Below are 19140 nucleotides of genomic sequence, written 5' to 3'. Positions count from 1 at the left end.
CCGAAGTGGTGAAGCCGCAATGGTGAACGCCGGGGGGCGGGTGCTGGTCAAAAGCGATGTTCGGATGGGCCGCGTCGTTTGCGGGTTGACGATGTTGGGTGTCGTAGCGTGGACGGCGGCGCTGGTCGTCAGTGACCAATTCGGTTACCGCCCGGTTGCCCCCGGCCGATTCGGTTGGTCGCTCGCGCTACTTGCCGCGGTGGCATTGATTGCGCGAGGGGTCTTTCTCGGCCGCCCGGTGACGAGTAGGCATGCGATGGCCGCGGCCGTGAGCGTGTGTTTAGGGCTTGGTGTGCACTTCTTGTCATACGGTGCCCTGGGCAACATTGCGTTGGGTGCCAGTGGACTCGCGCTGATGTGGCCCACGGCGACGCGACCTCAGCCCGAGCTACTGCCACAGGTGTGGGCTCTCGTCCAGGTCACGCATGGGGATCCCTTGGCGCCATTCGCCATGCGCTCGAGCAAGAGCTATTTCTTCAACGTCGACAAAACCGCGGCTATCGCCTATCGCACCCGGCTTGGGTTCGCCGTAGTCAGCGGCGACCCGATCGGGGACGAGACCCAATTCCAGGCGTTGGTTGACGATTTCACCCCCATGTGCCGCAGTCGGGGTTGGCGCATCCTTGTATTAGCCTGTGGCGAAAGATATTTGAAACTATGGCGTACCAAGACGGGTGGGCGGCTGAAGCTCGAGGTCCCGATCGGACGCGATGTCGTCGTTGACGTTCGTCACTTCACCCTGAAGGGCAGACGCTTTCGCAACCTGCGCCAAGGTGTACAGCGCACCCACAATTGCGGTATCACCACCGAAATCGTTGACGAGCAGGAGATTTGCGGCCAGCTGGTCGGCGAACTGACCGAGGTCCTGTACGCCGCGCACCACGCGGCCGGTACCGAGCGCGGGTTCTGTATGACTCTGGACGCAGCCTTGCAGGGCCGATTCCCGGGGATCAAGTTGGCGATCGCTCGGGATCGCGACGGTCGGGTGGTGGCGTTTCACCGATATGCGACCGCCGGGCACGGAACGGAAGTGAGTCTCGATGTGCCCTACCGTCGACCGGACGCTCCCAACGGGGTAGACGAGCGGCTCACCGTCGACATGATTGCCATGGCGAAAAGCCAGAACGCAGAGAGGCTTTCGCTGGCTTTCGCAGCGTTTCCGGAAATCTTCCAGGCCGCCCACCCCGGCGGGATGCAGCGGCTCGCGTATCGGTTGATTCATCTGCTGGACCCATTTATCCGGCTCGAGTCCTTATATCGGTATCTCCGCAAGTACCACTCGCTGGGCAAGCGTCGCTACGTCCTGCTGCGTGCCGGCCACATCCCCGCGGCGCTGCTGGTACTGCTGTCGCTGGAGTTCACACCGCGGCCACACCACGCGCGGCCGATTCGAACCGGCGTGCCGCGACGCTAGCAGCAGTCCCGCGAGCTCGGTCAGATGTGAATGGACTGTTCCATTGGCGGCGAGCCGAATTGGAAACGCCGGCCCGTCACCATCTCCGGAATCACCCGTACATAGTGCGACTTCTCGGAAGTCGTCCACGGCAATACCTGAGCACGCTGCGCATCCGCGATCTCCTCGTCGCTGCGAAGAGAGCGCGCGGTGCCGCGCACGATCACACTCCAGCCCCCGGCGACGTTATGGTCGTCGACCTCGAACACCACCTCGTTGTTTATCGCGGCGCTGACCAACTTCGTGCCGGGCGCGGTGCGAAACAGGATCGTTCGCCGCTGGACGGCATAGTTGACCGGAAAGATCTGCGGCCGGCCGTCCACGCTCGTGACCAGCCGACCCAGCGTGGCACTTGAGAGCAGATCCCAACACTCATGCACAGGCAAGACGATGGCGCCGTCATCGGTTTGGGTTTGATTCGTCATGGGGACGACCTTATTGACGAAAACCGTCGATCTCGCCTGCCGAAGGTCCTGCCCCGTTGGGACCAAAGTTGGTCAACCTCCGGTAGCGCGCCTAGCGAACGCGCAAGACGTCGTGTAGTGGGCGCCGCGGCGTCGGGGCCGCCGCACGATCCATCAGCGGTGCTATCCCGACTCTGATCAGAACCTGGGGCTCGCCCGACTGGTCGATCAGGTCGCGAACGATATCGCGGCTTTCGTCGAGCTCGATGAGATGGGTCAGCGGGCAGGTCGCCATGCCGGCCATGGTGCATTCGAGCAATATGGTCGACAACACTTCGCCGGACCTCAACCAGTCCGCTCGAGTGTCCCCAGCGGTGGAGAGGACGAGAATTTTCGACCAGTCGGCCTCGACCTCCGGGCGTCGATCGGTATGGATCCTGACGGGGAATTCCCGCCCGATGTCTACGCGGAGGTGTTCTTTGTCGGATGCGAGCGCGCTGGGAGGGATGCCCTCATCGACCGCATAAGGCGTTGTCCACCAATCTAATTCGGCGAGATAGAGCCAGTCGCCGTTACGGATGTCTTCGGTGAGTTTCGCCGCTTCAGCCAACCGTGGTCGCGAGTCATCGCCGAGCACATACAGGTCCACTCCGCTGTCACCGACGACGTCGTATAGTGCGCGTTCGAAGAAATCCCAATAGGCCGGCTGTCGTAGTGGAAGGCGGTCGGCTCTGCGCTGCAAAATCGCCAGTGCGCGCTCACGCTGAGCGCGGGTGACGTGTGCGGCGAGGGTGAATTTGATCGATGCGAGCTCATCGGGATCGGTTTTGTCGGGGAAGCGCTTGATGTCGGGTTGCCAGCCGGCCGCCAGCATGGCGATACGAAGGTGATCGAGGACCGCACCGCAACTGATGATCGCGTCGCGATCGAAGCTGTCCGTGCCGGGGACTGTGCGGTGACGATCGATGAATAGGTGCAGCGCACCGCCTTCCGCCACCCATCGCCAAGGCTGGCTGTTATGCACCGACGGAGCCCGGCACGCCAATCGCACCGCTCTTTTCAGTACCTGGGTATCCAGCGTCGGATGCATGACGTCAACCCCTCGTCCATGTTGTGACTCGACACCGACGCTAGGGTGTCGTCGGGCCTAACGCCTAGGGTCGTATGTCCCTGCGGTACTAGGCCGTCGGACTGCTCTGCTGGTTCTTTTCCACGTACCTGACCACGTCGGACAGGGTCCGCAGCGATGCATAGTCGGATTCGGGGATATCCACCCGTAACCGGTGATGGATGCCGCGCAGAAAGTTCAGCCAGTCCATGGAATCGAGATCGACCTGATCCCGGAGTAGGACGTCGTCGCGAAGCTCGTCCGTGTCGATTTCCGGAGCGATCGTGGTCAGCACCGCCAGGATCGTGCCGCGGGTGTCCTCGTTAGTCATGGCTCATCACTTCTCCAGAAGGTCAGGCTGCTGCAGCAGGTCATTGATTGCGCTGAGGAACAACGCTCCTCGGTGACCGTCACTGGCGCGATGGTCTGCTGCCAGCGTCGCTTGGACCGCGCTGACGACCCGGATGCCGCCGTCGATGACAGCTACTCGTTGAGTCGGCCGGCCGAAACCGACGATCGCCACCTGGGGTGGGTAGATCACGCCGAAGACCGTATCGACGCCCTTGTCGCCCAGGTTGGTGACGGTGATGGTCGGGTCGGACATCTCTGAGCTTCGCAGCGAGAAGGAGCGCGCCCGTGCCACGAGGTCGGCGAGGTCATGCATCAATTCGTCAAGCTTCTTGTCCGCAACATCATGAATCGCCGGCGCGACGAGACCGCCGCCGCGCAGCGAGATTCCGACGCCGACATGAACCCCGGTCGCGGGCTGGAATCCGCCGTCGCGCCAGAACCCGTTGAACTCGCCGAATCGCTGCGCGGCAACGCCAACCGCCTTGAGCAGCAACGCGGCCGGCAGTACGCGTTCATCGATCGAACGCTGCGCATTTCGCGTCGTCAGCCAGGTCATCGAGCTGTCCAACAGCATTTCGTCGGCGAGGTAGTAGTGCGGAATCTCGCGCTTCGCACGGCTCATGGCGGCCGCGATCGACTTTCGCATCTGTGCGGCACGGTCGGCGGCTGTGGGCTTGGATGTCGGCTTGATTGTCGGTTGCACCGGCTCTTTCGGCGCAGCTGCGTGCTCGACGTCGCCGATGGTGACCGCACCCTGCGGACCGGTGCCGGTTACCGTGTCGAGATCAACGTTGAGAGTTTGGGCCAGCCGTCGGGCCGCGGGTGACACCCAACGACGTCGTTGCAGGACGGACGGCGCAGTGATCACCGCGGTCGCCGTGTCGGCACGCGCCGCCGGTTTGGCCGCTGCTTTCGTCGTATGCCGCCGCCGGCGCGGCGACGCCTTCACCACGGCCTCATCACGTTCCAGCAGAGTCGCCAATACCGTTCCCACTTCTACGGTTTCGCCGACCGGGACGAGCAACTCGTTAACCGTGCCTTCCTGCCAACATTCGATTTCGACGGCGGCTTTGGTGGTGTCGACGACCGCCACGATCTGACCTCGGGTTACCTTGTCGCCGGGCTTGACCAGCCATTCGTCCAGCGTGCCCTCGTCCATGTCGGCTCCCAGGGCCGGCATTTTGAACTCGATCATTGCCGGTCGCCGAACAGGCTATGCACGGCCGCGACGATTTTTTCCGGCTGGGGCAAGGCGGCCTGCTCGAGGTGCTTCGCGTACGGCACGGGAACCTCGGCGCTGCACACGCGAGTAACCGGGGCGTCGAGATCGTAGAACGCTTCTTCCATGATCCGTGCCGTGATCTCGGCCGCCAGACTGCCACTGCGCCAGGCTTCGTCGATCACGACCGCCCGATGTGTCTTGCGCACGGATTCGAGAAATGTGTCACCGTCGAGCGGTCGCAAAACCCGCAAATCGATGACTTCACACTCGATTCCGGCTAGTGACAATTCGTTTGCGGCATCGAGCGCCTTGGAAAGGCACCCGCCGTAGGCGATCAACGTGACGTCGGTGCCCTTGCGACGGATGGCCGCCCGCGAGATGTCCGTGGCGGCAAGAGCATCGATATCGGTTGAGGTGTTGTAAAGCTGGACGTGTTCGAAGATCACCACCGGATCTGGGTCCGCCAGGGCGGGGGCGAGCATGCCGTAGGCATCGTCGACGGTGGCCGGAGCCAGCACCTTGATGCCGGGGATGTGGGCATACCACGGTTCGAGGCTGTGCGAGTGCTGGGCCGCGAGCTGACGTCCGGCACCCGTCGCCATTCGGACGACCAACGGTACCGAGAATTGCCCGCCGGACATGTGGCGAAGGGCCGCAGCGGTGTTGACGATCTGGTCGAGTGCCAACAGGCTGAAGTTCACCGTCATGACTTCGACGATTGGGCGTAAGCCGTTGATCGCCGCGCCGATTCCGATACCGACGAACCCCAATTCCGAAAGCGGTGTGTCGCGCACTCGGTCGGGACCGAATTCTTCCAGTAGACCTTTGGAGGCAGCGTAGGTTCCTCCGTAGCGTCCGACGTCTTCGCCCATCACCACCACCCGCGGATCGTCGCGCAGCGCATCGCGAAGGGCGTCGTGCACAGCGGTTCGGTAGCTGGTCTTCATCGCGGCGACTCCACAGTCAGCACGTCGCGGCCCAGATCCGCCACGTCCTCCCACGTTCCGGCTTCGGCGAATGCCACCGCAGCCTCGATCTCGGCCAGGGCGGCATCTTCGATCTCCTGTATGTCGGCGTCGGTCAGCGCGCCACCGCGCCTGCATTGCTCGGTAAACGACCGGATCGGGTCACGTTCGCGCCACTGCGCAACCTCGGTCTTGTCCCGATACAGTTCTGGATCGAACATCGAATGCGCGCGGAAGCGATAGGTGCGGAACTCGATGAAGAACGGCCCGCCGGTGTCGCGGACGTGATCGACACCCTGCTGGGCGGCCGCGTGGCACGCCTGGACATCCATGCCGTCGACGGCCAGTGTGGGCACCCGGTACGACGCCGCCTTGACGGTGAGGTCGGTCTGCGATTGTGCGCGATCCAAGGCGGTTCCCATGGCGTAAAGATTGTTCTCGCAACAGAACAACACCGGCAGGTTCCATAGGGCGGCCATGTTGAGCGACTCGTGAAACGCACCCTCGGCTACCGCGCCGTCGCCGAAATAGCATGCGGTTACCCGCTTTTGCTGCAACATGGCGTCGGCGAGAGCGATGCCGACCGCGAGTGGTAAACCACCGGCGACGATTGCGTTACCGCCGTAGAACCGCTTGGACGCATCGAAAAGGTGCATCGACCCGCCGCGTCCGCGTGAGCAGCCCTCTTGCTTGCCGAACATCTCGGCCATGATCGAGGTCATCGGGATGCCACGCAGCAGTGCGTGGGCATGCTCGCGGTAGGTCGCGACGACCGCGTCATCGTCGGCCAGTGCGCGTAGCGATCCGGCGGCGACGGCCTCTTCACCGACATAGAGATGCAGGAATCCACGAATTTTGGCCGCGCTGTAAAGTTCCGCGCACTTCTCTTCCATCCGGCGCACGCGAATCATGTCCGACAAGAGTTCATGGGCCAGCTTGGTATCGGTCATGACGGCACTCCCTCGGCGTGGCGGTCAGCTTGACGCTCGATGGTCGAGGTATCGCCTTCGGGCAGGCCAAGTTCGCGAGCCTTGAGCAGACGACGCATGATCTTGCCGCTGCTGGTGTGCGGCAGCGCGTCTGCGAATTCGATCTCTTTGGGCGCCACCGCGGCCCCGAGCCGCTTGCGCGCGTGGCCGAGCAATTCCAGGCGCAAGTCTTCGTCACCGACTACACCATTCTTCAGAGTGACGAAGGCTTTCACGATTTCACCCACGGTCGGGTCGGGTTTTCCGATGACAGCGGCTTCGGCTACCGCCGGATGGTCGGTGAGCGCGCTTTCAACCTCGAACGGACCGATGAGATGGCCAGCGGACTTGATTACGTCGTCTTTGCGTCCGACGAACCAGAAATAGCCGTCGGCGTCCTTTTTGGCGAGATCTCCCGTCAGGTAGAGACCGTCCGCAAAGGACTTTCGGTAGCGGTCCTCGGCGTGCAGATAGCCGCGGAACATCGACGGCCATCCCGGTTTGAGCGCGAGTTCCCCCTCCACACCTGGCTTATCGACGAGCGAAGTCGTCCCATCGTCGTTGTGGCGCACTATGTATGCGTCCACACCCGGCAGGGGCCGGCCCATCGAACCGGGCTTGATGTCGAATGCGGGGGTGTTGGCGATCATGATGCCGCCCGTCTCGGTCTGCCACCAGTTGTCGTGAATCGGCAAGCCCAGCACCCGTTTTCCCCACCAGACCGCTTCGGGGTTAAGCGGCTCACCCACGCTGGCGATGAATCTCAGCCGCGGAAATTGGTATTGCGCAGGCATCTCCGGGCCGGCCTTGATCAGCATCCTTATTGCCGTCGGTGCCGTGTACCACACCGAGACCCCCTGATCCTGCAGGATTGCGTACCAGCGCTGCGCGTCGAATTCCGCTTCGTCGACGACGGAGGTGACGCCGTGTAGCAGTGGACTGATAATTCCGTAGGACGTCCCCGTGACCCAACCGGGATCTGCAGTGCACCAATAGATGTCGTCGGGATGGAGGTCCAGCGCGTAAAGGCCGGTGATGTAGTGCATCGCGACGGCCCCGTGCACATGCATGGCGCCCTTGGGTGTTCCGGTGGTGCCGCTGGTGAAGTGCAGCAGCGCAGGATCTTCGGCGGTCGTCGGTTCGATCGGCGTCGATTCGTTGGCGGCATGCATCCAGTCCCAGAAGTTGAGCGTCCCGGGTATTTGGCCGCCGGCGCCGTCGTCGTCGACTACCAGGATGTGCCGGACGGAGGGCATACTTTCGCGAATCTTGGCGATCTTGCGCTGATAAATAGCCTTGGTGGTAACCAACACCTCGGCTTGTCCGATGTTGACTCTGGTGGCGATCGGTTCGGGGCCAAACGCTGAAAACAGCGGCGAAACGACGCTACCGTTACGCAGCGCACCAAGCATCGTGATGTAGAGCTCGGGGACGCGTCCCATAATGGTGAACACCCGATTGCCTTTGTTGATACCGAGCGCCCGCAACACCCCCGAGAAGCGTTTGGCAAGGCCGTCGAGTTCTGCGTAGCTGAGATCTCGCGTGGCGATCGCACCGTCCCAGCCCTTGTCGGTGATGAAGCGCAGGGCCGTGCGTTTGGCGGCCGGGCCCGACGCGTGCCGGTCGACGGCGGCATAAGCGATGTTGCAGCCGCCCGGCCCCATTCCGTCGCACAGGTTGGGAACGTCGGCCCAGCGGAATTTTGCGCGTGCCTGCTCGTAGTCCGACAAGTTCGGCTCGACAAGGTGGTCGCGGGGCGTTTTACGAATGACATCCGCGGTCATGACCGCCTCTTTCGGTTGGTGGGGCGTTTTCATCGTTTTCCGCGCGTCCATCCCGCAATAGAGACGAAGGTCACCAGTCAATACGCGCTTTTGTCGTCGCGTCGAACGGCGGGTTTCGACGAGCGAGCGCGTGCCACCTATCTCCCGAAGGTCGAATGACCTGGTGTCGGGGACCAAGGACTCTGGCGTCAGCCGTCGGCGGGCACGAGGGTCGTAGCCATACCGAATGGAGGGTGGCGACGATGGCGGAGACGCTGGCCGATACGAAAGTGATCACGACGGCAGTCGAGCTGGCCTGCCATGCGCCCTCGCTGCACAACTCGCAGCCCTGGCGGTGGATCACCGATGGCGTCAGGGTCGATCTGTTCGTCGATCCCGAGCAAAAAGTACGAGCAACCGACACGTCGGGCCGCGAAGCGATCATCAGCTGCGGCGCCGCGCTCGATCACTTCCGGACCGCGATGGCCGCCGCCGGGTGGGCCACGAATGTCGATCAGTTTCCCAACCCGAACAATCTCGACCACCTGGCAACGGTCGATTTCGTGCCGGTCGACTTTGTGGCACAGGCTCGGCGTGACCGCGCGAGCGCGATACTGCGCCGCCGAACTAACCGTCTGCCCTTTCGTGCGCCGAAACACTGGGCGTCGTTCGAACCGGTGCTACGAAGCTCGTTCGACAATGACCTGGTCAGTTTGGATGTACTGCCCGCGGATGTGCGACCGCGACTCGCCGAAGCGGCGCGACTCGCCGAAGCCTTACGTCGCTATGACGACCTGTATCACGCCGAATTGCTCTGGTGGACAAGGCTGGAAGAAGGATCAGAAGGGATTCCGCAGAGCGCACTGGCGTCGCAGGCCGATGCCCGCAGGGTTGACGTGAACCGACGTTTCCCGGTCGATCCCACGAACGAGCGCAGCTCTGCCGGCACTTACGACCAAGCGAAGATTCTCATGTTGTCCACCGTCGGCGACGCTCGTGTCGATGCCCTCAACTGCGGCGAGGCGCTTTCGGCCATCCTCCTGGAGTGCACGATGGCCGGATTGGCCACCTGCCCCGTCACGCACGTCACGGAGCTCGACGCCAGCCGGGACATGATCCGCGAGTTCGCGACCGGTCTGGCCGCGGTCCCGCAGGTCCTGATCAGAGTCGGCATCGAACCGGAAGGCGAGTTGGCTCCAGAACCGACGCCGCGCAAACCTCTGCACGAGGTGTTGGAGGTTCGCAGCTAGGGGGGCGAATGGCCGCACACCGCAAAAGCCTTTGTGTGCAGTGGTTCTAGATCTGTTCGGACGTCACTTTGAGGTAATTCTTGACCTTGAACAGATCGTAGGTCCGTCGCCGTTCGGGCCGCAGCTCGGCGGCAGCCGACGCCGCGGAGATGATTTCCGGTTCGGCGACTCGATAGCTTTGGCCGTCAGCCCGGATGGTCGCTTGCCCGGCGGCAAGAACATTCCGGAGCCAATCGACGTCGGTGCCGTAGGGCAGCGGAACGATGAACCCGTCTGGCACGCGTTCGGTGACTACCGGTGTCGAGTACTGCTTGCCGGAATGCCGGCCGGTGTGCTCAATCACCGAGGCATACCAGTGCTTTCGCCCGGCCAGATGCAGCATCAGTGGATTGAGTAGATGCTTGTTGAAAACCCGCACGTCGTCGAGGACGGCCACTGCTGTTTCTCCTGTCTATCCCGCTATCGGGTGGAGGGAATGATGTTTTGGCACAGCCATTTCCGCGCTGGCGGCTGCACGCCCGCTTCACACCTATCTGACGCCATCCGATCAGCTCGCTCGGTCCGCGGGTAGGGCCCGAAGTCCCTAACCATGTGCACCGCGCCTCGTCCGCCGAACGGATCCATAGGTGAGGACCAATGCCTCTGATCTGGCAGGGGCCCGACTCCGTAGCGTCCTGAACAGATATGTAAATGCCGTTGGTCGCCAGGAGTTCTCATGTTCGATCGGTATCCACCGAAGTCCGTCGTCGTAGGTGTGGACGGTTCGGCGGCCGCAATTCGCGCTGCCCGGTGGGCAGTCGACGAAGTGGCCGGCACCGACATTCCGCTGCGTCTGCTCTATGTCACCCAACGCGATGTCGATGCCAGTCCACGCCAAGCGCGACTGGCCGTGGCCGCGGCAGAGCACGTCGTCCGCGACGCGTACGAGGCGGTTGAACAGGTCGGCAAGCCGGTCAAGGTCGAAACGGAGATCCTCGACGGCGAGCCGGTGGCGGCACTCATCGCTGCTTCGCGGTCCACAACGTTGCTGTGTGTCGGAGACACGGGGGCCTCGATGCGCCCGACAATCTGGTTGGGTTCGACTGCGAAAGAACTCGCACAGTCCGGCCACTGTTCGGTGGCCGTCGTCCGGGCGTCCACCAGCGACGCGGACACCACCGATACCCGCTCGATCGTTGCGTTCGTAGACGAATCTCCGGATGGCATGGACGTTCTGGAGCTGGCGATCCACGAGGCCCGCCATCGTGGCGTGCCGTTGCGGGTTCTGACATCAACGCAGTCGCGATCGGGTGACTCGCATCTGAAGCGTTGTACGGACAACTATCCGGAGGTCGAATTCGACACGGTTCATCTGCAAGCGTCGCTGGTCGACTACCTCGCCGTGCATGCCGAAGCCATTCAGTTGATCGTGGTCGGTGCGGCCCAGACCGCGGCAATCGAGCAGCTGCTTGGTGCTCCCGGCGCTGAAGCTTTGCGTGAGAGCGACTTGTCCTTGCTTGTGGTCGGTTTCAAGCGGCCCGGCCGCTGATCCGCGGAGGGGGACGAACGGTGTCAACATCGGACAAGGAAACGAGCAAGCACCCTGGTCGCAGGATTCCCGAACGGGCCCAGCTGAATCGCGACCAAGCATTTATCATCGCCAGTTCGCTATGGCCGTTTGGGTGGTGGAATCGGCATCCCATGGGTCGCGTGACCCGGGCTGCCCGCCGACGCGAACGCCTCCCGCAGGCGCGCTGACCAACGACCCACAATCTTTGGGACTTCGGTCTCTTTCCGGGATTTCGGCCGATTGGTCGGATAGAAATCGCCAGTGATTCTTTCAATCTAGGAGCTAGAGATGAGCAATCTTGCCGTTCGGCGACACCACGCGTCGATCTTCCCGGATCTGTCAGAACTGTTCGCGGGCTTTCCCAGCATCGCCGGCTTGCGCCCGGCCTTCGATACCCGTGTGATGCGGCTGGAGGACGAGATGAAGGACGGCCGCTACATTGTGCGCGCGGAGATGCCGGGGATCGACCCGGCGAAGGACATCGACATCACGGTGCGTGAAGGGCAATTGAGCATCAAGGCCGAGCGCACCGAGAAGAAGGATTTCGATGGGCGCTCGGAGTTCGCTTACGGGTCGTTCGTTCGAACCGTGTCGCTGCCGGCGGGCGCTGACGAAGACAACATCGAAGCCACCTACGACAAGGGGATCCTGACAGTTTCGGTGGCGGTTTCGGAGCCGAAGGCAACCGAACGCCACGTCCAGGTGCAATCCGCGAACTGACGCAGGTGTGTGATGACTAGAGCAGCTGATATCACCCGACGCTCGCCGCGACGAGTATTCCGTGACCGTCGCGAGGCAGGCCGGGTGCTGGCGAACCTACTGACCGCCTACCGTGACCAACCGAATGTGATCGTCCTGGGACTCGCCAGGGGCGGGCTACCGGTGGCATGGGAGGTGGCCGCCGCGCTGCATGCACCGCTGGATGCCTTTATCGTGCGAAAGCTCGGCGCTCCCGGGCACGAGGAGTTCGCGGTCGGGGCGCTGGCAAGCGGCGGCCGCGTAGTGGTGAACGACGACGTGATTCGTGCCCTGCAGATCTCGCCGGGACAGTTGCGTGCCGTTGCCGAACGTGAAGGCCGCGAGCTGGTTCGGCGCGAGGCCGCATATCGCGGCGGACGGCCGCCGCTTGAGGTGGCGGGCAAGACGGTCATCCTCGTCGATGACGGGTTAGCCACTGGCGCAAGCATGTTCGCCGCGGTACAGGCGCTCCGCGAAGCTGAGCCCGCTCACATCGTGATCGCGGTGCCGGCGGCCCCGGAATCTACCTGTCGGGAATTCGCCGGTCTGGTGGACGATGTGGTCTGCGCGAGTATGCCCACTCCATTCCTCGCGGTGGGGGAGTCGTTCTGGGATTTTCGCCAGGTTACGGACGAGGAAGTTCACCAGCTGCTGGCTACTCCGACGACGGATCGAACGGCCGCCGTGCCGGCACAGGCGCTGATGCCCGCCCAGGTGCTGCGCAGCGTGGCCATCGACGCTCCATCGGGTGTTCCGCCGCGAGAGGCGTTGGAGCAGCTGATAGGTGACGCCCGGATCGTGCTGATTGGCGAGAGTTCGCATGGGACGCACGAGTTTTACGAGGCTCGGGCATCCATAACCAAATGGCTGATCGAGGAGAAGGGATTCTGCGCTGTAGCGGCGGAGGCCGATTGGCCCGATGCCTACCGGGTTAATAGGTACGTGCGGGGCCTCGGAGTGGACGAAACCGCCGAGGAAGCATTGCGTGGGTTCGAACGATTTCCGGCCTGGATGTGGCGCAACACGGTCGTTCGCGACTTCGTCGACTGGCTGCGCATACGCAACCGGCAGTGCGAGTCGAAGTCTGCGCGGCAGGCCGGCTTTTATGGGCTTGATCTCTACAGCCTGCATCGATCCATGCAGGAAGTGGTGACCTACCTGGACAGGGTCGATCCCAAGGCGGCGATGCGGGCCCGAAATCGTTACGCGTGCTTCGATCATGCCTCGGCGGATGATGGTCAGGCGTACGGCTTCGCGGCGGCCTTCGGGGCGGGTCCATCGTGCGAAAACGAAGCGGTCGAACAGCTCGTTGATATGCAGCGCAACGCCTTGGCGTATGCGCGCCGGGGCGGGCTACTCGCCGAGGACGAGCTCTTCTACGCCCAGCAAAACGCCCAGACGGTACGCAACGCCGAGGTTTACTACCGTGCGATGTTCAGCGGCCGGGTGAACTCGTGGAACCTGCGTGACGAGCACATGGCCGAGACTCTCGAGGCGCTGCGCAAGCACCTGGACCGTCACGATGGCTCCCCACCTGCGCGAATCGTGGTGTGGGCGCATAACTCTCACGTCGGCGACGCACGGGCAACCGAGGTGTCCTCTGACGGACAACTCACGCTGGGACAATTGGTCCGGCAGCGCTACGGCGATGAGTCACGCCTGATCGGGTTCAGCACATACCGCGGCACCGTGACCGCCGCAAGCGATTGGGGCGGTGACGCGGAGCGCAAGGCTGTTCGGCCCGCGCTCAACGGCAGCATCGAAGAACTGCTTCACGAGACCGGCGGAAGCTCCTTCCTGGTGTCGGCCGACCTCAGCCCGGAAGCCGTCGATCCGCTCAGCGTCGTTCGGTTGGGGCGCGCGATCGGGGTGATCTACCGGCCGCAAACGGAGCGGCAAAGCCATTACTTCCATGTTCGGCCCGCTGACCAATTCGACGCGATGATCCACATCGACCGGACTCGAGCGCTCGAGCCGTTGGAACCGACGAGCCTGTGGATCGCCGGCGAGACACCGGAAACGTACCCGTCCGGGTTGTAACGAACGACGAGCGGAGTCAATGGATATGGATGCGCCCATCGCACCGGTTCGAGCGCAGATCGTCACCCTGACCATGAACCCGGCACTCGACATCACGACAAGTGTCGACGTGGTTCGGCCTACCGAAAAGATGCGCTGTGCGACACAGCGCTACGACCCGGGCGGTGGGGGTATCAACGTCGCTCGCATTGCGCATGTGCTGGGCGGTTCCGCTTCGGCAGTGTTTCCCGCCGGCGGGCCAACCGGCGGTCTTCTCATGTCGCTCCTCAACGAGGAGCGAGTTCCATTTCGGCACATACCCATCACGGCTTCGACCCGGGAGAGCTTAACCGTCAACGAGAACAGCACTGGCCGGCAATATCGTTTCGTCCTTCCGGGGCCGCGGTTGACGTTCGCCGAGCAGGCGCTGTGTCTCGACGAATTGCGGGCCGCGGCCGAATCGGCCGAGTTCGTGGTGGCCAGCGGTAGCCTGCCCCCTGGGGTGCCCGCCGACTACTATCAGCGGGTTGCCGATATCTGCCAAAGCTTGGGCGTCCGCTTCATTCTGGACACCTCTGGCGGCGGGTTGCAGCACGTCTCTTCCGGTGTCTACCTGCTTAAAGCGAGTGAGCGCGAGTTGCGCGAATGTGTCGGGCGTCCGCTGGCCACCGAATCGGAGCAGTTCGCCGCTGCCCGTGGACTCATCGAAAAGGGTTGCGCGGATATCGTCTTGGTGTCACTGGGTTCTCATGGCGCGCTTCTTGTGACACCGGCTGCGGACCAACGGTTTTCGGCGATTCCGATGCGGAGTGGAAGTGGTGTCGGGGCGGGAGATGCGATGGTCGCGGCGATCACGATAGGGCTCAGTCGCGGATGGCCGCTCGACAAGGCGGTCCGGTTGGGCATTGCGGCAGGCGCGGCGATGCTGATGACGCCCGGCACGGCCGTCTGCGACCGGGCGGACATCGAGAAGCTGTTCGCACTCGCGCCAGAGCCCTGCGACGTTACGCTCTGCGACTGAAATATGAGCCACACCCGGGACGAGTGGTTGCCCCGTGCCGCCGCAGGCCAGCCCTTGTGGTCAATCGGCGACGGCAATTGTGAATCTAGGCGATTATCAATGATGTGGAATATTGAGACAGGGGCAGGAAGGACTCGCCATGGTTAAGGTTTTCCTGGTCGACGACCACGAAGTCGTTCGGCGCGGACTTGCCGACCTGCTCGCAGCCGACCCCGAACTCGAGGTCATCGGCGATGCGGGCTCCGTATCCGAAGCGATGGTCCGGATACCCGCGTTGCAGCCCGACGTCGCAGTGCTTGACGTACGGCTGCCCGACGGCAACGGCATCGAATTGTGCCGCGACCTGTTGTCTGACCTTCCCGAGTTGCGATGCCTGATGCTGACATCGTTCACCTCTGACGAGGCGATGCTCGAAGCGATCCTGGCCGGTGCCAGCGGCTACGTCGTCAAAGACATCAGGGGCATGGAATTGGCGCAGGCGATCAAGGATGTTGGTGCCGGCAAGTCACTGCTCGACAACCGGGCGGCCGCCGCCTTGATGGCGAAACTGCGCGGCAACGCCGAGCAGAAGGATCCGCTGTCCGGCTTGACCGAGCGCGAGCGAACTCTTCTCGGGCTGCTCAGCGAGGGATTGACCAACCGTCAGATTGCCGCGCGAATGTTCCTGGCCGAGAAGACGGTGAAGAATTACGTATCCCGGTTACTGGCCAAGCTCGGCATGGAACGGCGGACACAAGCAGCGGTATTCGCCTCGAAGTTGAACCAACAGGCCCCACCACCGACCGCCGGGAAGTAACAAAAAACTGGCGTATTACAGCAGCTCGAAAGGCCGCACCGGTTGGACGGCGTTGATTTGTTGGGTTGTCATCTCGATAAGACTATGCTGAGCGACGGTATCTTCGTGTTGCTCGCTGCGTTTTCGCTCCGTGGACGACGCGGTGATGCCGCGGGAGCTGAAATGCCGGAGGTGTCAGGCAGTGGCCAGCGACGACAGTAGCTCGGCTTTTTCGGGACTCGGCCAGCGTGGGCTGGTCAGCAGGATGCACCAGCAACTCGACGAGATGCTCGCATCGCGCGATCAGATGGAGCAATTGCTCCAGGTGATCGTCGAGATCGGCGCCGACCTCGAGCTGGATGCAACTCTGCGTCGCATCGTCGTCGCGGCCCGGAAGTTGACCTCCGCACCCTATGGCGCTTTGGCGATACGGGACCGCGACGGAATGTTGATCGCGTTTGTCCACGAAGGAATTGAAGTCGACCACGCGCGCCAAATCGGGCATCTGCCGGTCGGCAAGGGCGTGCTGAGTCTGTCACTGTTCGACACGCCGGCTTTGCGATTGGACGATCTGACGAAGCACCCCGCCGCGGTCGGGTTCCCCGAGCACCATCCTCCGATGCGGGCTTTCCTTGGCGTGCCGATCACCATCCGGGGCAAGGTATTCGGCAACCTCTATCTGACGCACGACGAGCCCGGTCGGCTGTTCTCCGAATCCGATGAAGTGGCCGCTCGCGCACTGGCGTTCGCGGCCGCGGTGGCCATCGACAATGCGCAACTCTTCGAGCGCGAGCGCACGGCGGTGAAATGGATGGAGGCAAGCCGCGAAATCACCACCGCGCTGCTGTCCAGTGTCGAACCCAGCCGGACTCCGTTGCAGGTGATCGCCGAAAAGGCTTGTGCGCTAACCGAAGCCGAACAGGCAATCGTGCTTGTTCCGGATGATGACGATTTGCCGATAGACGAAATCGACACGCTGGTCATCTCCGCAGCGGTGGGATTGAACGCTTCAGAGGTTATCGGGCAACGGATTCCCGTCGATGCGTCCACCAGCGGCGCGGTGTTCCGTTCTGCTGAACCACTAATCACCGAAGCGCTGAGTTACCCGATCCAGGCATTCACCGACGTCGGGCAGCGAAGCGCTATTTTGATGCCGCTACGTGCCCGCGATCAGGTTGCCGGGGTGATTGTGGTCGCTCGCAGCTCGCAGCGGCAACCATTCGATGACAGCTACCTCGACCTCGTCAGCGATTTCGCAACGCATGCCGCGATAGCGCTGATGCTTGCGTCCGGCCGCGAAAACACGCGCCAACTGACGCTGGTGGCTGAGCGAGAGCGCATTGCCCACGACCTGCACGACCATGTCATCCAACGGCTCTTCGCCGCGGGGATGGACCTACAGGGCACGGTGGCCCGGGTCCGTTCGCCGGAGGTTGCCGAGCGGCTCAACCGCACCCTCGACGACCTCCAGACGATCATCGAGGAGATTCGCACGACCATCTTCCAGCTGAAGTCGCCGGCCGGCAACGGCGGTGGCTTCCGGAATCGGATTCAACGAGCGGTTGCCGACCTCACCGAGGGACGCGACATCGTCACGACGGTGCGAATGCGCGGCCCGATGACCGCTGTCGGCGCAGAGCTCGCCGACCACGCCGAAGCAGTGACCTCCGAAGCCGTCAGCAACGCGGTTCGTCATTCTGGCGCTTCACGTCTGACAGTCGAGGTCAATGTCGCAGACATGCTGACGGTTGACATTGTCGACAACGGTTGTGGCCTGCCCGTTGACAATCCGCGCCGCAGCGGTCTGGCGAACATGCTGTACCGCGCCGAACAGGTCGGAGGGCGCTGCGAGATCAGCAACGCGCCGGATGGCGGTACCCGAATCTATTGGACCGCTCCGCTGACCGATCACTGACTCACGGCGAAATCCCGGACGCCAGGGGCCTGCGGGACCAATGCCGCCGGAGTGGAGTCTAACGGCCCTGCCGAACAGGGCGGACCGTGAATAACGTTGCTCGCAAGCAACTGTGGCCGGCAATCGGGAGCACTCATGGGTTATCAGCTGGCGGAATACTCCGCCACTGCTCGCCTGATTGACGGCAGGCTGGTGTCATTGCGACGCCTCACCGCCGAAGACGCCAACGCCACGTTGGCGTTCCATCAACGCCTCACCGACTTCGAGCGCTACTACCGTTTCTTCACGCTGAACCAAATCGATCTCCGCCAGCTCGTCCAAACGATTACCGAGGCGTCCGATGACCGATACTCGCTTGGTGCGTTCGACGCCGACCGATTGATCGGTGTGGCCCACTACGTCGTTGTGCGCGATGATGCCAAAGCTGCCGAAGTCGCGGTCGCGGTCGCCCACGAAGATCATTCGCTCGGCGTCGGAACGGCCTTACTCAAGCACCTCGCGCACATTGCGCGGGCTCACGGCATCGAGCGGTTTGTAGCAGACGTCCTGAGCGAGAACCATCTGATGCTCACCGTGCTGTTCGATCTCGGCTGGGGTTGCAAGCCAACGTATTACGGAGCCATACGCCACGTTGAGATTGAGTTACCGGATGTCCTCGACGAACAGTCATCGGGTGTGAATGCGATTTCATAGGTAGGAGCACGAAATGTCGGAGCCCACAAAGAAACACGGGATATTGGTCTGCGTCGACGGATCGGCGGCGTCTGACGCCGCGGTGGTCTGGGCGGCCCGGGAGGCGGGCATGCGCCACTCCACGATCACGCTGATGCATGCCGTTGCGCCCATCGTCGTCGGCTTCCCGGTGGGCCGACTGTATGACGAAATGCCCGGCTGGCAGAAAGAGGCCGGACAGCACGTCATCGACCAGGCCCAGAAGACACTCAGCGCCAGCCTGGGCGAATCCGAGGCACCCGAAATACGCACCGAGGTCGTCTATTCCAACGTCGCACCCGCACTGATTGAGGCATCCAAAGATGCCCGGATGGTCGTGGCCGGCAGCCAGGGCCTTGGTGCGTTGGGCCGGCTGCTGTTGGGCTCGGTCACCACGTCGCTCGTCCATCACGCCCACTGCCCGGTCGCGGTCATTCATTCCGATGGCGACGCGGCTGTTGATTCCACCGCTCCCGTGCTCGTCGGCATCGACGGTTCACCGGCCTCGGAGTCGGCGACCGCATTGGCTTTTGACGAAGCCTCACGTAGAGGGGTCGGTTTGGTGGCGTTGCATGCATGGAGCGACGTCGGGGTGTTTCCGATGCTCGGAATGGACTGGCGGGACAGCGAGGCCAAAGGGGAGGAGATACTTGCCGAACGCCTCGCCGGTTGGCAAGAACAGTATCCCGATGTGCACGTCAGGCGAGTGCTCTGCTGTGATCTGCCTTCTCGATGGCTGTTGGAAGAATCGGAGCACGCTCAGCTGGTGGTGGTCGGAAGCCATGGGCGTGGGGGTTTTGCCGGCATGCTGCTGGGCTCGGTCAGCTCTCATGTCGCGCAATCGGCAACCGTTCCGGTGATCGTTGTCCGGGGCGACTAGACGCATTCGGGGAGGGTCTTTGGTCCTCGACGTTGAGGCCATTCGTTG

General features: G+C 62.9%; 18 protein-coding genes. 10 read left to right on the top strand and 8 right to left on the bottom strand.

The window, feature by feature from the left end:
* Positions 1-19 precede the first annotated feature (19 nt).
* Positions 20-1414: a bifunctional lysylphosphatidylglycerol flippase/synthetase MprF gene (locus ACAG21_RS12250; RefSeq protein ID WP_370496377.1), complete on the top strand. Its 1395-nt coding sequence runs from the start codon at positions 20-22 to the stop codon at positions 1412-1414.
* Between the two features lie 20 nt (positions 1415-1434).
* On the opposite strand, the gene ACAG21_RS12245 is transcribed toward ACAG21_RS12250, so the two are convergent.
* The 7 genes from ACAG21_RS12245 to acsA form a co-directional block, all read right to left on the bottom strand.
* Positions 1435-1878: a pyridoxamine 5'-phosphate oxidase family protein gene (locus ACAG21_RS12245; RefSeq protein WP_370496376.1), complete on the bottom strand. Its 444-nt coding sequence runs from the start codon at positions 1876-1878 to the stop codon at positions 1435-1437.
* Positions 1879-1969: 91 nt separating this feature from the next.
* Entirely contained in the window at positions 1970-2947 is a 978-nt protein-coding gene (locus tag ACAG21_RS12240; protein ID WP_370496375.1) for an NAD(P)H nitroreductase, read from the bottom strand.
* An 88-nt stretch (positions 2948-3035) separates the two neighbouring features.
* Positions 3036-3296, bottom strand: a complete 261-nt coding sequence (locus tag ACAG21_RS12235; RefSeq protein WP_370496374.1) for an acyl carrier protein — start codon at positions 3294-3296, stop codon at positions 3036-3038.
* Between the two features lie 6 nt (positions 3297-3302).
* Positions 3303-4511 carry a dihydrolipoamide acetyltransferase family protein gene (locus ACAG21_RS12230; protein WP_370496373.1) on the bottom strand — a complete coding sequence of 403 codons (1209 nt, stop codon included), beginning with the start codon at positions 4509-4511 and terminating at the stop codon, positions 3303-3305.
* Complete coding sequence (locus ACAG21_RS12225) at positions 4508-5485, bottom strand: alpha-ketoacid dehydrogenase subunit beta (RefSeq protein WP_370496372.1); 978 nt, start codon at positions 5483-5485, stop codon at positions 4508-4510. The genes ACAG21_RS12230 and ACAG21_RS12225 overlap by 4 nt, the downstream gene beginning before the upstream one ends.
* A complete protein-coding gene (gene pdhA / locus ACAG21_RS12220) occupies positions 5482-6453 on the bottom strand; it encodes a pyruvate dehydrogenase (acetyl-transferring) E1 component subunit alpha (protein WP_370496371.1) in 972 nt (323 codons plus the stop codon). Before pdhA ends, ACAG21_RS12225 begins: the two co-directional genes overlap by 4 nt.
* Positions 6450-8255, bottom strand: coding sequence for an acetate--CoA ligase (gene acsA / locus ACAG21_RS12215; RefSeq protein WP_370496369.1), 1806 nt, complete (start codon positions 8253-8255; stop codon positions 6450-6452). Before acsA ends, pdhA begins: the two co-directional genes overlap by 4 nt.
* Before the next feature lie 242 nt (positions 8256-8497).
* Between acsA and ACAG21_RS12210 the strand changes: the two genes are divergently transcribed.
* A complete protein-coding gene (locus tag ACAG21_RS12210) occupies positions 8498-9484 on the top strand; it encodes a nitroreductase family protein (RefSeq protein WP_370496368.1) in 987 nt (328 codons plus the stop codon).
* A gap of 46 nt (positions 9485-9530) precedes the next feature.
* On the opposite strand, the gene ACAG21_RS12205 is transcribed toward ACAG21_RS12210, so the two are convergent.
* Complete coding sequence (locus ACAG21_RS12205; RefSeq protein ID WP_370496628.1) at positions 9531-9866, bottom strand: nitroreductase family deazaflavin-dependent oxidoreductase; 336 nt, start codon at positions 9864-9866, stop codon at positions 9531-9533.
* 333 nt (positions 9867-10199) lie between these two features.
* On the opposite strand from ACAG21_RS12205, the gene ACAG21_RS12200 reads away from it, so the two are divergent.
* From ACAG21_RS12200 to ACAG21_RS12165, 8 genes are all read left to right on the top strand, one after another.
* Positions 10200-11012 carry a universal stress protein gene (locus ACAG21_RS12200; RefSeq protein WP_370496367.1) on the top strand — a complete coding sequence of 271 codons (813 nt, stop codon included), beginning with the start codon at positions 10200-10202 and terminating at the stop codon, positions 11010-11012.
* 309 nt (positions 11013-11321) lie between these two features.
* On the top strand, positions 11322-11753 hold the full coding sequence (locus ACAG21_RS12195) for an HSP20 family small heat-shock protein (RefSeq protein WP_370496366.1): 432 nt from the start codon (positions 11322-11324) through the stop codon (positions 11751-11753).
* Between the two features lie 12 nt (positions 11754-11765).
* Positions 11766-13811 carry an erythromycin esterase family protein gene (locus tag ACAG21_RS12190; protein ID WP_370496365.1) on the top strand — a complete coding sequence of 682 codons (2046 nt, stop codon included), beginning with the start codon at positions 11766-11768 and terminating at the stop codon, positions 13809-13811.
* A 25-nt stretch (positions 13812-13836) separates the two neighbouring features.
* On the top strand, positions 13837-14811 hold the full coding sequence (locus ACAG21_RS12185; RefSeq protein ID WP_370496364.1) for a 1-phosphofructokinase family hexose kinase: 975 nt from the start codon (positions 13837-13839) through the stop codon (positions 14809-14811).
* A 139-nt stretch (positions 14812-14950) separates the two neighbouring features.
* Positions 14951-15607, top strand: a complete 657-nt coding sequence (locus tag ACAG21_RS12180; RefSeq protein ID WP_370496363.1) for a response regulator — start codon at positions 14951-14953, stop codon at positions 15605-15607.
* Positions 15608-15851: 244 nt separating this feature from the next.
* Complete coding sequence (locus ACAG21_RS12175; RefSeq protein ID WP_370496627.1) at positions 15852-17501, top strand: GAF domain-containing protein; 1650 nt, start codon at positions 15852-15854, stop codon at positions 17499-17501.
* Between the two features lie 135 nt (positions 17502-17636).
* Positions 17637-18194 (top strand): N-acetyltransferase family protein, encoded by a 558-nt coding sequence (locus ACAG21_RS12170; protein WP_370496362.1) that lies wholly within the window; start codon positions 17637-17639, stop codon positions 18192-18194.
* 13 nt (positions 18195-18207) lie between these two features.
* Positions 18208-19092, top strand: a complete 885-nt coding sequence (locus ACAG21_RS12165; protein WP_370496361.1) for a universal stress protein — start codon at positions 18208-18210, stop codon at positions 19090-19092.
* Positions 19093-19140: the final 48 nt, after the last annotated feature.

Origin of the sequence: Mycobacterium sp. pR1184 (assembly GCF_041287235.1) — a bacterium.
Taxonomy (GTDB): domain Bacteria; phylum Actinomycetota; class Actinomycetes; order Mycobacteriales; family Mycobacteriaceae; genus Mycobacterium.
Note: the sequence above shows the minus strand (reverse complement) of the source record. Positions and strands in the feature narration are given on the sequence as shown.

Coding starts and splice junctions, on each gene's coding strand:
- acsA (WP_370496369.1), bottom strand. CDS start 8,255: ATGACCGCGGATGTCATTCGTAAAACGCCCCGCGACCACCTTGTCGAG.
- ACAG21_RS12175 (WP_370496627.1), top strand. CDS start 15,852: ATGCACCAGCAACTCGACGAGATGCTCGCATCGCGCGATCAGATGGAG.
- ACAG21_RS12230 (WP_370496373.1), bottom strand. CDS start 4,511: ATGATCGAGTTCAAAATGCCGGCCCTGGGAGCCGACATGGACGAGGGC.
- ACAG21_RS12225 (WP_370496372.1), bottom strand. CDS start 5,485: ATGAAGACCAGCTACCGAACCGCTGTGCACGACGCCCTTCGCGATGCG.
- ACAG21_RS12185 (WP_370496364.1), top strand. CDS start 13,837: ATGGATGCGCCCATCGCACCGGTTCGAGCGCAGATCGTCACCCTGACC.
- ACAG21_RS12165 (WP_370496361.1), top strand. CDS start 18,208: ATGTCGGAGCCCACAAAGAAACACGGGATATTGGTCTGCGTCGACGGA.
- ACAG21_RS12240 (WP_370496375.1), bottom strand. CDS start 2,947: ATGCATCCGACGCTGGATACCCAGGTACTGAAAAGAGCGGTGCGATTG.
- ACAG21_RS12190 (WP_370496365.1), top strand. CDS start 11,766: ATGACTAGAGCAGCTGATATCACCCGACGCTCGCCGCGACGAGTATTC.
- ACAG21_RS12200 (WP_370496367.1), top strand. CDS start 10,200: ATGTTCGATCGGTATCCACCGAAGTCCGTCGTCGTAGGTGTGGACGGT.
- pdhA (WP_370496371.1), bottom strand. CDS start 6,453: ATGACCGATACCAAGCTGGCCCATGAACTCTTGTCGGACATGATTCGC.
- ACAG21_RS12250 (WP_370496377.1), top strand. CDS start 20: ATGGTGAACGCCGGGGGGCGGGTGCTGGTCAAAAGCGATGTTCGGATG.
- ACAG21_RS12195 (WP_370496366.1), top strand. CDS start 11,322: ATGAGCAATCTTGCCGTTCGGCGACACCACGCGTCGATCTTCCCGGAT.
- ACAG21_RS12245 (WP_370496376.1), bottom strand. CDS start 1,878: ATGACGAATCAAACCCAAACCGATGACGGCGCCATCGTCTTGCCTGTG.
- ACAG21_RS12210 (WP_370496368.1), top strand. CDS start 8,498: ATGGCGGAGACGCTGGCCGATACGAAAGTGATCACGACGGCAGTCGAG.
- ACAG21_RS12205 (WP_370496628.1), bottom strand. CDS start 9,866: ATGCTGCATCTGGCCGGGCGAAAGCACTGGTATGCCTCGGTGATTGAG.
- ACAG21_RS12235 (WP_370496374.1), bottom strand. CDS start 3,296: ATGACTAACGAGGACACCCGCGGCACGATCCTGGCGGTGCTGACCACG.
- ACAG21_RS12180 (WP_370496363.1), top strand. CDS start 14,951: ATGGTTAAGGTTTTCCTGGTCGACGACCACGAAGTCGTTCGGCGCGGA.
- ACAG21_RS12170 (WP_370496362.1), top strand. CDS start 17,637: ATGGGTTATCAGCTGGCGGAATACTCCGCCACTGCTCGCCTGATTGAC.